A 14,887-nucleotide genomic window follows, 5' to 3' on the forward strand; every position below is an offset into this window, starting at 1 on the left:
GGCTCACAGGACCTCTTATTGCTGCGTTCCCATTAATCTCTGGGATAATTAACTTGCATAATATCCATAAACGGAACTTTTTCGATACCTTCGTTTTTACTGATGTGTACTTTTCCTGTCCGCGAGTCCATTTCTACAATCGTTCCGCGCACCTGTTCTTCTTTTCCCCATACAGTCAATAAAATCTCAGAACCTTCTTGCTTGGCTTCAACTAGCTGATTGCCTAGCTCCTCAAGTACAAATTCATCTCTAGTGGGCCGCTTGGCCACTTTTGCTTTTGCCACTCTACTCCTCCAATAAGCGATTACAGGTATTAAGTATTTTAAAATACTAAGTATGAATGCTCTCGTTTATTATATCATGTTTCAGTTTAAGGCTCGAACCCCTTCTGGCTCAAGAAAAGCTCATCTTCATTAAAAACACTCCGGAGTCCATCGTACACCCTGCGATAAGCCGCCGGATCGTACCATTCTTCCAATTGCAGCTCTTCATAAAGGGAATAAATACCTAATCTCCGTGTCCGTTTGCCCCCACTGCCATCTCCCATAAAATAATCGTCGATACAGACCCTATCCACCAAACCCCTTAGGATCTCTGGAAAAGAAGTGCTGCTTGGCAATACCGGAGCGATGGTTGCTTGAACAGGAATGCCCGCTTCACGCAGTAATTTCAGTGTTTTTAATCTTGCAGAAATGGGTGGAGCACTTGGTGTGAATTTTTTGCGAATATCTTCACGATCCGTCTCTACAGTCATACTCACGCGAACCTTGTCTTCTAAGCGTAATAATAAATCTATATCTCTGCGTACGAGCGGACTGCGCGTCTGCACGAACAGAAAATCGGGCGGGGACTCCACCATAACCTCCAGCAAAGCTCTTGTTACCTGCTCCTTGTGCTCAATCGGTTGGTATGGATCTGTACTAGAGGACATAAAGATGGAGACCGGTCCTTGGGACTTTGCTTTCTGGAGTTCTTTGCGTAAGATAGCTGCAGCTTCTTGTTTGACATCTACCCACGTTCCCCATTCCTCTTGGCGAAACAGTGAAACAGGCATTTGACGCACATAACAATAAGAACAGCCATAAGTACAGCCGGTATATGGGTTTAAAGAATGACTATATCCGTTCAGATAACCCGTCCCTTTATTTAGTAAGGTCTTTGGGGTTTTGTACTGGATCTCAATATTCATAATTCTAGAGCACTCTTTCCACTTTCCAAATTAAGCAGCCTAGTCTTCATCTCTAATCCCCCGCGGTAGCCAGTTAATGTTCCATTCTTGCCAATGACTCGGTGGCAGGGCACCGTAATTAGTATCGGATTTGCACCTATGGCCGTCCCTACCGCGCGTACTGCAGCAGGCTTTTGAATATGTGTGGCGATGTCCGAATAAGACCACGTTTGTCCATATGGGATTTCACATAACGCTTTCCACACCGCGAGTTGAAATGGAGTCCCACGATAGTCAAAAGGAATGCTGAATGCTTGCCGTACCCCTTGCAAATATTCGATCAGTTCCTGTACAAATGGAACCATTTTCTCATCGTCCTGCACCAGTTTACTTTCAGGAAATCTACGGCTGATCCAGTCACTCATTTCTTCGAATGGCTTCTGCTGCGACCCCACATAACTTAATCCTTTCTCCGACGCTGCGATATAGAAACTCCATTCCTTATAAGCTAGCAATGTCCAGTATATGATTGCATTTTGTCTACTCTTCATTTTTCTGTACCTCCAAGAATAATTCAGAATGATTCGTTAATTCTAATTTGTTAAGCTGTCGATACTTCATTGGGGTAAGCCCCGTCTTTTTCTTAAATAAGGTAATAAAATACGACGTATTTGGCAGACCCACATGTAATCCAATATCAGCTACATCCCGATCTGTGGTAACCAAATATTCAGATGCCTGATCGATTCTCTTTTGCTGTATATAATCCACTGGAGTGATTCCCGTTACTTTCTTGAAGGTTCGATGGAGATGATAAGGGCTTCCATGACAGACTTCTGCCAGCGTTTCAAGAGTAAGAGGTTCATGATAATGTTTGTCGATATATTCAGTCATTACAGCCACCCATTCCTTATCCGGCAGCCGCTCACCCGTCGGTTTGCATCTTTTACAGGGACGAAATCCAGATTCTAATGCTTGTTCTGCATTTTGAAAGATACGTGCATTCTCACGATTAGGTGCTTTGGACTTGCAGGAAGGTCGGCAAAAGATTCCCGTAGTCTTCACTGCATAAAAGAATTTTTCGTTATAAGCTGCATCATTTTGCAAAATAGCCTGCCATTGCTCCTCAGTCATCTTTTCCACTTCTCCACTCTTATCCATACGATTCACCTCTAAACCAAGTATACCCCGCTACTGGGTCATCTGTACTCATTCTAGAATGTAAAAGCAAGATAGTGAAATACAAGAATGGTGAGATTGCTCGTAATTACACTTTGTTTATCGAATCCGCACTTCCTTTGTCAACCTTGCAGGGAGCAGCAATTGAACAACGAATTACTCATAACATGACTACCTGAACTGGAGGAATCAAAATGGAAATTCTGAAAACAAAGGATGCCGCAGAGCTGCTGTCCGTTAGCCAGACTACGATCAAACGTTGGGCTGCTATGTTCCCTGATTTTTTTCCAAAAGACCGGTTTGGCCACTATACATTCTCAGAGCAGCAAATCAGCTTGCTTAGTCATATTAAAGACCGCATTAATCACGGAGAACCACTAGAGAGTATTCAATTAACTGACTCGAATGAAAAGCAGATGTCCACGTCACCGCAAGATCCACTTCATCCCACAGACGCTGAGCCTATGCAAGATATATTATCCCGGATTCATTATATTGAACGTACACTCGATCAAAAAGCTGACGAAGTAGTCATGATACAGTTGCTTCAGCAGCGTGAGGAGCTTGAGGATCTGCGGATAATGATCAAACAATTAGCGGCAACCCTAGAACCCATGCAAGTTTCAAAAGGCAACGCCTTCACATCTAATGAAGCTTCCCATCCCATTACTACTGCAAGGTTGCCCTCTCCACCAAGAAAACGTGGTCTATTACGCTCATTCTTTTTCCTGTAAGCCTGAAACACAAAAAGAACCTACTTCTAACTAACGTTGAAGTAGGTTCTTTTTAAATATCGTAGGACATGGATGACGAAGTCAGCGATTAACGGTTAGGTGATCCCCTATTGCTTCTGCAATAAAGCGGAGCCTGCGATTCCTGGATGCGTCATTTCGTATGGGTCCAGAATCAGATTGAGCTCTTCTTCGGATAACACATTATACTTAAGGCACAATTCACGAACAGATTCTCCTGTCAAAATCGCCTCACGAGCAATACGTGAAACCACTTCGTAGCCCAAATGTGGGTTAACCGCAGTAATGATTCCGACACTCCGCTCCACATCCCGCTCTAGCTTCTCTTTATTGGCTTCAATACCAGCCAGACAGAAATCTGTGAAGACTTGGAAGGAGTTATTCATGATGCTGATGGACTGAATGAGATTAAACACTAGAACTGGCTCCATAACATTCAGTTCCAGTTGACCCGCTTGGGAAGCCAGACAGATTGTATGGTCATTTCCTATCACTTGAAAAGCTACCTGATTGATGACCTCTGCCATAACCGGATTAACTTTACCTGGCATAATGGAGGAACCAGGCTGGCGAGCAGGTAGTGAAATTTCATTAAACCCTGTCCGCGGGCCGGAGGCCATGAGTCGAAGATCATTAGCAATCTTGGACATGTTCATCATGCAGACTTTTAAGGCAGCAGATACTTCTGTGTATGCATCTGTATTTTGCGTAGCATCCACAAGATGATCTGCAGTAACTAGCGGCAATCCACTTATTTCAGCCAAATGCTCTACAACCACTTCGATATATCGAGGGTCAGCATTTAATCCAGTTCCTACAGCCGTTGCCCCCATATTCACTTCATACAAATGATGACGTGTATGTTCAATACGTTTGATATCTCTCTCAAGTACTCTGCGATAAGCCTCGAACTCTTGGCCCAGACGAATTGGTACTGCATCTTGTAGATGCGTGCGTCCCATTTTTATAACCGGATCGAATTCCTTGGCTTTGTCTGCAAACACCTCATGCATTCTGCGCATTGTTACAAGCAGTTGTTCCAGAAGAGAAAGCGTCGCAATATGAATAGCCGTCGGGAATGCATCATTTGTAGACTGCGCCATATTCACATGAGAGTTGGGACTTAAATGACGATAGTCTCCTTTTTCATGACCAAGCAGCTCTAATGCTCGGTTAGCAATGACTTCATTGGCATTCATATTTAACGAGGTACCTGCACCACCCTGTATAGGGTCTACAATAAATTGTTCGTGCCATTGACCTTCGATGATCTCATCTGCTGCTTTCACAACAACTTCTCCAAGCCCACGATAGAGCCTGCCGATTTCCATATTTGCAAGCGCAGCGGCTTTCTTTACGATCCCCATCGCTTTGATTAATTCATTGTGCACTCTATAACCCGTAATTGGAAAATTCTCTACTGCGCGTAATGTCTGAATCCCATAGTATGCGTTCTTATCTACTTGTTTGCTGCCTAGAAAATCATTTTCTACACGAAATTCAGTTCCTGTCACAGTAAATCCCTCGCATTCTTTGAGTTAGGTTTGAACGGATTTAAGAAAGCGCATTCATTCATATGTCTCACTTAGATATTAACCTTTATTGTGATAAATGTCTCTCATAAAATTAGAGATTAATGTAATTAATTTCAAATAAGATTACGAAAGCCTTGCCCTTAAAGGAAAGCTGGTTTTTATTAGGAGTAAATTTCCAAATGAAGCTATAGCATAGTATGCGCATTTATAATATAAAAAAGCCGACCTTAAGGTCGACTCCATCCAAACTTAACTCACAACTATGTTGAGTTCTTATTAAACCGTATAGTTCTCCAAAGAGATCTTCACACCATTCAGCAAAGCTCGCGGTTGCTCTGACTCACTCACCATACTCAAATGCAATCTTTCGCCATTACTGGTCGTATAATGAGCCGACAATCCGTCTCCCATCTCAAAGTGTGGTTCATTATGGGCCATAGCTATTACGAATGCATCCAGTCCGATGATGCCACGCTCTGCAGACTCCTTAACACCGATCGCCTCAACGATCACCCCACCCGGCATCCCTTGAACGGTTACCTCAATGTATCCCGGACGTTCCTGTAGTTGGTACGATTGAGATAAATATATTGCGAAATAGACATCCCCAACCTGACCGAATAAGGCATTCGGGTCTTGCATCCACTCCCCATGAGGAAGAACACCGATGATCGTATTCTTTTCCCCCTGAGGAATGGGAAATAAAGAAATAACTACATTCTTGTGATAGAGGACCTCCATATAACGGCTCTGATGGCGTGGATCTCCCTCATTGTAGCCTTGACCTGGATGGAAGAAATATAGCTGGTTGGACCCTCCTTCTCCATTCACAGGCAGAGAGAAAGCCCAACGGAGCTGTTCATTATCAAATTCCTCTACCCGTTCCCACATCCCGCCTGCTGCAAAATCCTCAGTAATATAGGCATAAGAATGAAGTAACGGTTGAGCGTTCGGATCTGTTGGGACTACCTTCTGTGTAATCTTGGTGGTTTCCACTGGCGTCCGGCGATTCATCGCAGCTGTTAAAGCCTCATCTGGTGCTTTATAGAATAGGAGTCCAGCGTATTCCGTGCGTGGCATTGCCTCTGAAAGCTTGAAGTCCCCGAACTGAACATAGTCATGAAGCACATTAGCATCCCCTGGTACATCATGTGGCCAACCTCTAGAATGTGCACCCGCCCAAGCTCCACGTAAATAAAACTCTGCTCTTACCTTCCAAAGATGATCAAGCATGTCTTTAAGAGTAGTTATTAAATCCGTATCTTCTGTCGGGACAAGCTCCAAAGCGCAGGTAAACGCTTGTATCCAATGCCAGAACCACGGGAGACTGCCGTATTCTGGCATACCCTTAGAGCGGATGTATGTCAATGTGGCCTTCAAACTTTGCCGACCATCCTCAACGAGCACATCATCTGCAAACATAGTGCCAAAAATCAGCTTTGCTGCTGTATATTTCGCTTCATGATGCCCAAAAGTGATTACCGGCTTACGGTAGAAATCACTCCGATAAATGTGTCCAAATGCTGTATTCAGGACAATGCGAAGTTGAGCGTTTAGTGCTCCACCATATCTTTTGCAAAAGTAGGCCATCAGACTGCCCATAATTTCCACAGGCAATTCATGCGGCGAAGCCTCACGTGGAACCGGATTCAATCCAAGCGGCCAGTGCCCGTATAGCTCCGTGCCAGGTTGACGATTCTGTAGCATTAATGTCTCTAGTAACACATCCTGTGCCTTCTGTTTCGCTTCTTCCCGGTCAAAAGGCAACGACAAAGAATCATCTACTGCAGCTGCAAAAAGATATGAGGCATAATAAAAGTTATTTCGCACATCATCGTGGAACCAGAGTCCACTCTCAAGCAGAGGCCGTCTCTGCGCTTCCAGCGCTATACTTATAATGATTTCTTGTTGACGGTCCTGATAAGTACTCTGAATACCATTAGACTCCAGCATTCAAGTTCAACCTCCCACATCTCAATTTTCAATAGTATGATAACAATCCTATAAATGAGAACTAAGCATTTTAGATCTATTGTGCACACTTTTCGTTCATTTGGCAATTATTAAAACTTAAAAATAAACTAAAATGAACCAACATAAAAAAACAAACACTTGTAATATGAACATAAATGGAGTAAATTATACCTATACGAACGAAAATATGCTTGTGAAGGAGATTGAATATTCCATGGAAAGACGTTTTGCATCCCACCCTAATGAAGTTAAGCAGTTTGACACTGATCGCCTCCGTAAGGAATTCCACATTCCTGTCATTTTTGCACCAGATGAACTGAAACTTGTACTTACCCATGAGGATCGCATGATCGTTGGCGGTGCTAATCCTGTTAAGGAAGAAGTTGCACTTACAACTGACCTTAAAGAACTTGGAGTTACTTACTTCTTGGAACGCCGTGAGCTGGGGATCATCAATGTTGGCGGTAAAGGTTCGGTTAGTGTCGATGGTACAGAATATGAAGTAGATTTCAAAGAATGTCTGTATGTCGGTCAAGGTTCTAAAGATGTTATCTTCAAAAGTGCAGACGCTTCCAAGCCCGCTAAATTCTATTTGAATTCTGCGCCTGCTCACCAGTCCTATCCAACTACCAAAACCACTCTGGCTGAATCCGAATCTGGTGCGATGGGCGGTTTGGAGAACTCCAACGAGCGTACCATTCACCGGTTCATTCATACAAACGGCGTGCAAAGTGCTCAGCTAGTTATGGGTATGACTCAACTGAAGCCAGGTAGCATGTGGAATACGATGCCAGCACATACACATCCACGCCGGATGGAAGCATATTTCTATTTCGATCTACCGGACGATTCCGTTGTGTTCCACTTGATGGGAGAGCCTAATGAAACTCGCCATATCGTAATGCAAAACGAACAAGCGGTTATTTCTCCAAGCTGGTCCATCCACAGTGGTGTTGGTACTCATAACTATACTTTTATCTGGAGTATGGCTGGCGATAATAAAAGATATGATGATATGGACCCCGTATCCATGAAAGAACTACAATAGAGACAAGCTAAAACGCCTTCGGCGTCCTTTTAAGGACGATAAGCGTTTGTGCGAGAATTATAAGGAAGAGTCTAGCGTGAAACTTAAACTTTCTTATAATTTTAATCAATTACGGAAAGCTGAGGCAAGCGGATGAACCCGATACGACGACATGAGATGATTATGGAAGTTATGCTGAACCAAAAAGATGTAACGGTGAATGAACTGAGCGATAAGCTACAAGTTACGGGAAAAACAATTCGTGAGGATTTAAGCAAGCTGGAGGAGCAAGGACTGATCGTACGTGTACATGGCGGAGCTGTGCTGGCACAAAGCGACCAGTTTGGTATTTTGCCCTCTAAGGATCCATTGGATAAGTATTCCGACGAAAAAACAGAGATCGCCTTGCGCGCGCTTGCTCATATTGAACAGGACGATATTATAGCTCTTGATGGCGGGAGCACAACGCTTGAAATTGCCCGACGCCTGGACAATATGCCTCTAACGGTAGTCACCAATGATGTATACATCATCAGCGAACTGGTTCCCAAAGATCATATTCGTCTCGTCGTTCCCGGGGGTTACCGTGTCCGCAATATGTTGGCCGGCCCTGAAGCCGTCTCCTATGTGCAACAACTTAATATTCAAAAAGCATTTCTGTCCTCGACAGCTGTTCATATCGAACATGGACTTTCTATTTATACAGGAGATTTAATTGAGTTTAAGCAAGCCCTTGTGTCTACTGCCCGTAAAGTGTTCGCGGTTGTGGATCATCATAAATTCGGCCAAACTGCGCTGCGTACATTCGCTTCTCTGCAGGAAGTTGACGTTATCTTGACAGATAAAGGACTCTCTCCCGAAACAGCAGAACAGTTCCGCAGTGCAGGCATTGCCATTGAATGTGAGTAATAACGGAATCAAATCCATTTAAATCAAAGGGGCGTAATTTATAATGTCATCATCATTATTCAGCTTGGCAGGTAAAACAGCACTCGTAACCGGTGCTGCTCAAGGTCTTGGACAAGGCATTGCCCTTGCCTTCGCAGAAGCAGGTGCGGATATTGCATCCGTATCGCTTAATACAAGTCAAGAAACCGTAAACGCTGCAAAAGCTTTTGGTGTAAAAGCGGTTAGCATCGAATCTGACTTAAGTGATCATAGCAACCTGCAAAACACATTTGACCAAGCACTTGAACTGACTGGTCATGTTGACATTCTCGTGAACTGTGCAGGAATGATCCGCCGTACTCCTGCAAAAGACCATAGTGAAAAAGACTGGTTCGATGTTATTAACCTGAACTTGAACACAGTGTTCCTTCTGTCTCAGATCGCTGGCCGCCACTTCCTGGAAAGAGGATCCGGCAAAATCATTAACATCGCCTCTATGCTCTCCTATCAAGGCGGAATCAATGTCCCTGGCTACACCGCGAGTAAGCACGGGGTTGCAGGTCTTACTAAAGCTTTTGCCAATGAATGGGCAGGCTCCGGTCTGAACATTAATGCGATTGCACCAGGCTACATGGCGACTGAAAATACAGCTCCGATCCGTGCTGACCAAAGCCGCTCGGATGCTATCTTAGATCGTATTCCAGCTGCACGTTGGGGAACACCTGATGATCTTAAAGGTCCTGCTGTATTCTTAGCTTCCGCAGCATCCGACTATTTGAATGGTCATATTCTTAATGTTGACGGCGGATGGATGGCTAGATAAATAACCTGAAATATTTAACCCGCTGCCTGTGGCAGCGGGTTATTTTTACTTAAACAAGCTTGTAATGGATTCCCCATCAAATTTACTAGTAATCTTAAAATTTCCAGAGTGATACTTACTATTACTAGATCGATCGCTGAAATACAAGTAATCTGTGCCATAGAGTGTCATTCCAAAGCGCTGATCTTTATTTACATATATTCTTATCCAATAGGTCTCCGCAGGTCGTTCTGATGCATCACTTCTTTTTAATTTCACGTCAGAAAACTCATGTATGATCTTTTCAATTTCTTTCGGGTCATCCACTTTAATTTCTTGTTCATTAGAACTCTTAAGAACTCTAATGGAGATGATTTGAGTAGCATCGATTCGATCCAGTACAAGATTTTGAAATGAATTATAACTGTGATATAAGGGAACTCCATAAAGAAGCAGATTTATTACTATAAGAAACAATAAAAATAATTTACTTTTTTTCATAATTATTAGCCTTCTATCTCCACAAATTCTCCCGGATGTGCCCGAATATACTCGCCAATCAACCTGTAGCTATCTTCGGCTATGTTCTTAAATCGTTCAAATAAACCACTCATCTCATTCAACAACTCAGGATCTCGATCGAGATCCGTGATGGTAGCATCAACCCACTGTATTCCAAGTCGATTGTTTCTTTCTTCGAGAAATGCCTTTGTTTCCTGAAGCAAAAGAATCATCGGATCATCGCCAAAAAATCGTATGCCTCCCATCACCCCTGTCCAATACCCCGGCAGGTCTTGCATGTAAGAAATCCAAGCATAATACTCCCCTTCGGAATTACGGCTGTGATCATGCATTACTCTGAACATACAAAGTGCTTTCTGTCCATCTGTGAGCTTTGAGATCACTTCGGATTTGATCGATGGTGATTTTGCGCGAATCTGCTGAAAGGTAGGCTCCATACAGGCCCATCCTAATCTTTCATCACTTAAAGTGTCCAAATCCTTCTGCTTCATGGTTACTAAATTCATTTAACTCCTCCTTTGATTAACATCCAAAAATATACATTTCATTCTAGCGGTTGTCAATAAGAACCTCCCTAACATTTAGGGTAATTCGAACGTTTTTATGATAGGCTTTAGAAAGAAGAAATCATCACAAAGGAGCTTTTCTATGCATAATGAGATACTTACCATTTTTGATGAAGCAGGCAACCGAACAGGTACGGCTCCACGTGAAGAGGTACATCGGTTAGGACATTGGCATGAGACTTTCCACTGCTGGTTTATAAGCAAAGATCAGGAAATACCCTATATCTATTTACAACTTCGGAGTGAACAGAAACAAGATTATGCGGGACTACTGGACATCACGGCCGCTGGACATTTGCTAGCTAACGAAACTGTAGAAGATGGAACACGCGAGGTTCATGAAGAGCTCGGACTGGATTTATCCTTAAAAGACCTGATCCCGCTAGGGACAATTCCTTATAGTATGAAAAAAGAAAAACTTATCGATAATGAACGAGCGCATGTCTTTGTTTATAACAATCCCTATCGTCTAGAAGATTTTCAGCTACAAAAAGAAGAGGTCGCCGGTATTGTCAAAGCTAAGTTCTCTGATTTCCGCAGATTTTGGCAGGGAGAAATACATAGTCTACAAGTCAACGGTTTTCAAATCGATCCGCATGGACATAGAATTACCATTGAGCAGGATGTAGACAAGACCCATTTTGTACCCCATGAAGTGGGTTATTATACTCGTATTATCGAGGGTATCGAAGCTATATTTCTAAAATCACCAGTAGTAACGGAGGACAAATGATTATTGATCAACGAACATTTACCGTGAAAGGCATCCATTACACCATAAGATCTGCAATCACTACGGATGCTATGACATTGTCCAAATTAAGAGTACAAATTGATGGTGAGACCGAGAATTTAGACAGAGAACCAGGGGAGGCTTTTATAGACGAAATAGAGTTTCAGCAGCTTATCCTATCTGATTCAGAGAAACTAAGAAACTTATTTCTAATCGCGGTAGTTAATAATCAAATCGTTGGGTTCTCTAGATGCGAAGGCCATTCATTAGCAAGATTCGCTCATAAAGTCGAGTTCGGAGTATGTGTGCTGCAGGATTATTGGGGTTATGGAATTGGAAAAAATCTTTTAGCAGAATCGATTGCTTGGGCCGACGTTAACGGTATCCAAAAAATCACTTTAAATGTCCTCGAAACGAACGACAAAGCTATTACCCTTTATCAGAAGCTTGGCTTTGAAATCGAGGGAATATTAAAGAATGATAAGTGCCTTTCAGATGGAAAATTCTATAACACGATTATGATGGGACGATTTATGGATTGATAGTAAAAAGGCAGAACCTGAATCCCTCAGGTCCTGCCTTCTTTTTATACTAACGATTTACGCTTCAACATTGCGAGATCATTTACAGCTAGATTCAATACAGCCGGAACTGCAGTACCTGAGATCAAATCCGTATAATCCGCTCCATCTAATTGTACCGCTTGCGGACTGCCGCTGTAGTTTTGCACAAAAATATAATCACTCTCTCCATCCGTACGAAGCTGCGCTGTCACACCAGTTGGAAGCTCACTATCAAGCGCACGAGTAATTCCCGCTTTTGCAGTGATTGCAGCATACAATTCAACGTAGAAAGAGGCGTCTTTTACACGAGTAGCGAGATGATACGCATTTCCTTCACCGAAACGATTTACCGTAAGCGCTGGACGGCCAGCATAGAAATCGCTGCGATAAGTGCCTAATGCTTCCGCACCTTCCAAGTGGATCAGCTCAGCAATTTCATGCGCATCATAATCACCACTTAGATTAAGTGCATTGCTCGCCTGCATTACAACACCATTCAAATCACGGCTATGCAGCCCTTCGGTCTCTTCAGCCCAAATGCCGAGTGTTCTACGTAGCGGTCCTGGGAATCCACCCAAATGACATAAATCCGTTTCGTTAACGACACCAGACCAGTAGGTTGCCAGGAAAGTTCCGCCCTGTTCAACAAACTTCTCGATGCGCTTTCCATTCTCTTCGCTTATCAGATATAACATAGGTGCAATTACCAGCTTGTAAGCGGACAGATCATCTCCCGATCCAATCATATCAACTGGAATGCCTAGCTCCCAAAGGGCACGATAATGCTGTAGTACAGTCTCCTCATAACGCAATCCGGAATTACGAATGCCTTGCGCATCTTTGATCGCCCAGCGGTTGTCCCAATCAAAAATAATCGCTGTTCTCACTGGAGTTGATGTACCTACTACTTCTGTCATTCCCGCCAGCGTCTTTCCTACCTCTGTAACGTCTTTAAACACACGAGTCTCGGAGTGGCCGCTATGGTCAACAACTGCACCGTGGAACTTCTCACTAGAGCCCCGGCTTTTACGCCATTGGAAATATTGTACAGAATCCGAACCATGCGCTACCGCTTGAAGTGAAGACAGCTTGTGCATACCAGGACGCTTCAGCTTACTGACCGATTGCCAGTTCGTAAGTGATGGTGTGCTCTCCATGAGCAGGAACGGTTTCTTTTTAAAAGAGCGCATTAAATCGTAGTGCATCGCCGTCCATGCCGTCAGTCTAGCATCGTCACCGTCTTCAGTATAATGCCATTCTGGATAAGCGTCCCATGAGATAACATCCAGAATTTTGGCTAGTTCTCGATAATCAATGCCATCGATCATATGCATATTCGTTGTAATTGGCAGCGCTGGATTGTAAGGGCGTACAACATTAATCTCATGCTGACAGAAATCTATCGTCCGTTCGCTGACAAAACGCCGCCAGTCGAGGTTCAAGCCGTGTACTTGTGTTTCTCCATGTGGCGCTGGGGATTCAATCTGTGTCCATGAAGTGTAGGTATGACTCCAAAAAGTAGCCCACCAAGCATGATTTACCTCATCCAAACTGTTATTGTATTTGACCTTTAACCAATCTCTAAAAGCATTCTGACAAAGATCACAGTGGCATTCACCACCGAACTCATTCGAAATATGCCAACCGATAACAGCCGGATGCTGGCTATAACGTTCCGCAAGCTTCGCATTTAAAATCGCAGTTTTCTCCCGATACACAGGTGAGGTAAAGCAATGATTATGACGGAAGCCATGTAAATTGTGAACACGATTACGTTCCACTCTTAGAACTTCAGGATACTTCTCAGACATCCAAGCAGGCCGTGCTCCACTTGGTGTTGCTAGAAATGCGTAAATCCCATTCTCAGCAAAAGAATCCAATACACTATCTAGCCAATCAAAAGTGAATACACCTTCTTCAGGCTCTAGGGATACCCAAGAAAAAATTCCGACAGACATCACATTACAGTTTGCAAGCTTCATCAGACGAATATCTTCACGCAAAATTTCTGGATACTTCAGCCATTGTTCAGGATTATAATCAGCACCGTGCAGCATCACTGGAGCTTTGCTACTAATCGGGGAATGTTTTTTACTCATTGTGTAAGATCATCCTCTCAATTCTGCCCATTTTTGGAATGGGACTATTCTCTGATGAGACGTTAGATGCCGAAGCTATCTAAATCAAGAATCATCATTTATACTATTTATAATAAAAGAAAACTTACCTAGAACAGTAGGAATATACTCTCGAAGTGATAGTACAAAATGAATATGAGGTGAATCATCCTGCTACCATTTTCTCTGATAGAACTACCGCGCGACACTGAGACGCTTCCCTTATATCCCTACTCTGTAGGTCGTCATATACAATTTCATCATGTGCGCCCTACAGGTTTTCCTGTTCATCAAATTTTTCTGATTCGTACCGGAACTGGGTTGTTTCGTGATCTGGAGAGCGGTACTGAAATCATACTAGAACCTGGAATGGCTTTCGCCTTCCCACCGGATCGAGGACACGAATATTATCCTACCTCACATGAACCATGGCATGTGGGTTTCATCGGAATCGAAGGGAGTCAGTCGCAGGGAATGCTGGAGGGGATTGGCCTTCTCCCTTATCTCCCTTATCATCCTGCTCGTTTTGAACAATGTTGGGAGGAAATCGGAAAGATCTGGCATACGGTGAACAATCAGACGGCTAGTCGTCAAGACGAGCAAGGGATGGAGGATCTATCTATAACCCTATATCGATTACTTCTGATGTTACGTCGTTCTGAATCCATACACTCCTCAGGCAGTCGTTTAGAACTTGAGTCTGTGCGTAATGAAGCGTTGGCTAAAGCGGTTGAACTTATTAACGAACATTATACTGAGCCACTCCTTATCTCCAATCTAGCAGCTGCTGTGGGGTATTCCGTCCAGCATTTCCAACGTCTATTCGTACAGGAATATGCCGTAACTCCACATAAATATCTACAGAATCTGCGACTAGAACGTGCGATACAGTTAATGACAGAGAATGCTGATATTCTCGTTCAGGATATTGCGATTCAACTGGGAATGGAGACGAATTATTTTATCCGAATCTTCCGAAATACTTATGGCTGTACACCTGGGGTGATGAAACTTCGGCTTTTAGAGGATGAACAAAAAAGATAACGAAATCCAAAGGGATA

16 protein-coding genes are annotated in these 14,887 nt (G+C 43.3%); 7 read left to right on the forward strand and 9 right to left on the reverse strand.

Features of this window, described 5'->3' with window-relative positions; all coding sequences use genetic code 11:
• Nucleotides 1-32 precede the first annotated feature (32 nt).
• From NYE25_RS08385 to NYE25_RS08400, 4 genes are all read right to left on the reverse strand, one after another.
• Entirely contained in the window at nucleotides 33-284 is a 252-nt protein-coding gene (locus NYE25_RS08385) for a YolD-like family protein (protein WP_042189285.1), read from the reverse strand.
• 86 nt (nucleotides 285-370) lie between these two features.
• On the reverse strand, nucleotides 371-1,189 hold the full coding sequence (locus NYE25_RS08390) for an SPL family radical SAM protein (RefSeq protein ID WP_341145674.1): 819 nt from the start codon (nucleotides 1,187-1,189) through the stop codon (nucleotides 371-373).
• Entirely contained in the window at nucleotides 1,186-1,719 is a 534-nt protein-coding gene (locus NYE25_RS08395; RefSeq protein ID WP_341145675.1) for a methylated-DNA--[protein]-cysteine S-methyltransferase, read from the reverse strand. Before NYE25_RS08395 ends, NYE25_RS08390 begins: the two co-directional genes overlap by 4 nt.
• On the reverse strand, nucleotides 1,709-2,329 hold the full coding sequence (locus NYE25_RS08400) for a bifunctional transcriptional activator/DNA repair enzyme AdaA (RefSeq protein WP_341145676.1): 621 nt from the start codon (nucleotides 2,327-2,329) through the stop codon (nucleotides 1,709-1,711). Before NYE25_RS08400 ends, NYE25_RS08395 begins: the two co-directional genes overlap by 11 nt.
• A 212-nt stretch (nucleotides 2,330-2,541) precedes the next feature.
• On the opposite strand from NYE25_RS08400, the gene NYE25_RS08405 reads away from it, so the two are divergent.
• Nucleotides 2,542-3,081 (forward strand): MerR family transcriptional regulator, encoded by a 540-nt coding sequence (locus NYE25_RS08405; protein ID WP_341145677.1) that lies wholly within the window; start codon nucleotides 2,542-2,544, stop codon nucleotides 3,079-3,081.
• A gap of 107 nt (nucleotides 3,082-3,188) precedes the next feature.
• Here NYE25_RS08405 and aspA read toward each other — a convergent pair whose 3' ends face one another.
• Nucleotides 3,189-4,613, reverse strand: coding sequence for an aspartate ammonia-lyase (gene aspA / locus NYE25_RS08410; protein WP_042128747.1), 1,425 nt, complete (start codon nucleotides 4,611-4,613; stop codon nucleotides 3,189-3,191).
• A gap of 297 nt (nucleotides 4,614-4,910) precedes the next feature.
• Nucleotides 4,911-6,587 (reverse strand): hypothetical protein, encoded by a 1,677-nt coding sequence (locus NYE25_RS08415; RefSeq protein ID WP_341145678.1) that lies wholly within the window; start codon nucleotides 6,585-6,587, stop codon nucleotides 4,911-4,913.
• Nucleotides 6,588-6,822: 235 nt separating this feature from the next.
• Between NYE25_RS08415 and kduI the strand changes: the two genes are divergently transcribed.
• The 3 genes from kduI (at nucleotide 6,823) to kduD (ending at nucleotide 9,346) form a co-directional block, all read left to right on the forward strand.
• Entirely contained in the window at nucleotides 6,823-7,656 is an 834-nt protein-coding gene (gene kduI, locus NYE25_RS08420; RefSeq protein WP_341145679.1) for a 5-dehydro-4-deoxy-D-glucuronate isomerase, read from the forward strand.
• Nucleotides 7,657-7,788: 132 nt separating this feature from the next.
• Nucleotides 7,789-8,544, forward strand: a complete 756-nt coding sequence (locus NYE25_RS08425; protein WP_076286209.1) for a DeoR/GlpR family DNA-binding transcription regulator — start codon at nucleotides 7,789-7,791, stop codon at nucleotides 8,542-8,544.
• Nucleotides 8,545-8,587: 43 nt separating this feature from the next.
• Nucleotides 8,588-9,346, forward strand: coding sequence for a 2-dehydro-3-deoxy-D-gluconate 5-dehydrogenase KduD (gene kduD, locus NYE25_RS08430; protein WP_042189303.1), 759 nt, complete (start codon nucleotides 8,588-8,590; stop codon nucleotides 9,344-9,346).
• A 45-nt stretch (nucleotides 9,347-9,391) separates the two neighbouring features.
• Here kduD and NYE25_RS08435 read toward each other — a convergent pair whose 3' ends face one another.
• Both NYE25_RS08435 and NYE25_RS08440 read right to left on the reverse strand, forming a co-directional pair.
• On the reverse strand, nucleotides 9,392-9,826 hold the full coding sequence (locus NYE25_RS08435; protein ID WP_341145680.1) for a DUF5301 domain-containing protein: 435 nt from the start codon (nucleotides 9,824-9,826) through the stop codon (nucleotides 9,392-9,394).
• Between the two features lie 5 nt (nucleotides 9,827-9,831).
• Nucleotides 9,832-10,353 (reverse strand): hypothetical protein, encoded by a 522-nt coding sequence (locus NYE25_RS08440; protein WP_341145681.1) that lies wholly within the window; start codon nucleotides 10,351-10,353, stop codon nucleotides 9,832-9,834.
• Nucleotides 10,354-10,495: 142 nt separating this feature from the next.
• On the opposite strand from NYE25_RS08440, the gene NYE25_RS08445 reads away from it, so the two are divergent.
• Nucleotides 10,496-11,146 (forward strand): NUDIX hydrolase, encoded by a 651-nt coding sequence (locus NYE25_RS08445; protein WP_341145682.1) that lies wholly within the window; start codon nucleotides 10,496-10,498, stop codon nucleotides 11,144-11,146.
• Nucleotides 11,143-11,688 carry a GNAT family N-acetyltransferase gene (locus NYE25_RS08450; protein WP_341145683.1) on the forward strand — a complete coding sequence of 182 codons (546 nt, stop codon included), beginning with the start codon at nucleotides 11,143-11,145 and terminating at the stop codon, nucleotides 11,686-11,688. Before NYE25_RS08445 ends, NYE25_RS08450 begins: the two co-directional genes overlap by 4 nt.
• Nucleotides 11,689-11,732: 44 nt before the next feature.
• Here the strand turns inward: NYE25_RS08450 and NYE25_RS08455 are convergent, their stop codons facing one another.
• Nucleotides 11,733-13,808: a beta-galactosidase gene (locus NYE25_RS08455; protein WP_341145684.1), complete on the reverse strand. Its 2,076-nt coding sequence runs from the start codon at nucleotides 13,806-13,808 to the stop codon at nucleotides 11,733-11,735.
• A gap of 207 nt (nucleotides 13,809-14,015) precedes the next feature.
• Here NYE25_RS08455 and NYE25_RS08460 point away from each other — a divergent pair, with 207 nt between their 5' ends.
• Entirely contained in the window at nucleotides 14,016-14,870 is an 855-nt protein-coding gene (locus NYE25_RS08460) for an AraC family transcriptional regulator (RefSeq protein WP_341147703.1), read from the forward strand.
• The last annotated feature ends 17 nt before the right edge of the window (nucleotides 14,871-14,887 follow it).

It is taken from the genome of Paenibacillus sp. FSL E2-8871, assembly GCF_038000345.1.
Classification (GTDB): Bacteria; Bacillota; Bacilli; order Paenibacillales; family Paenibacillaceae; genus Paenibacillus_AQ.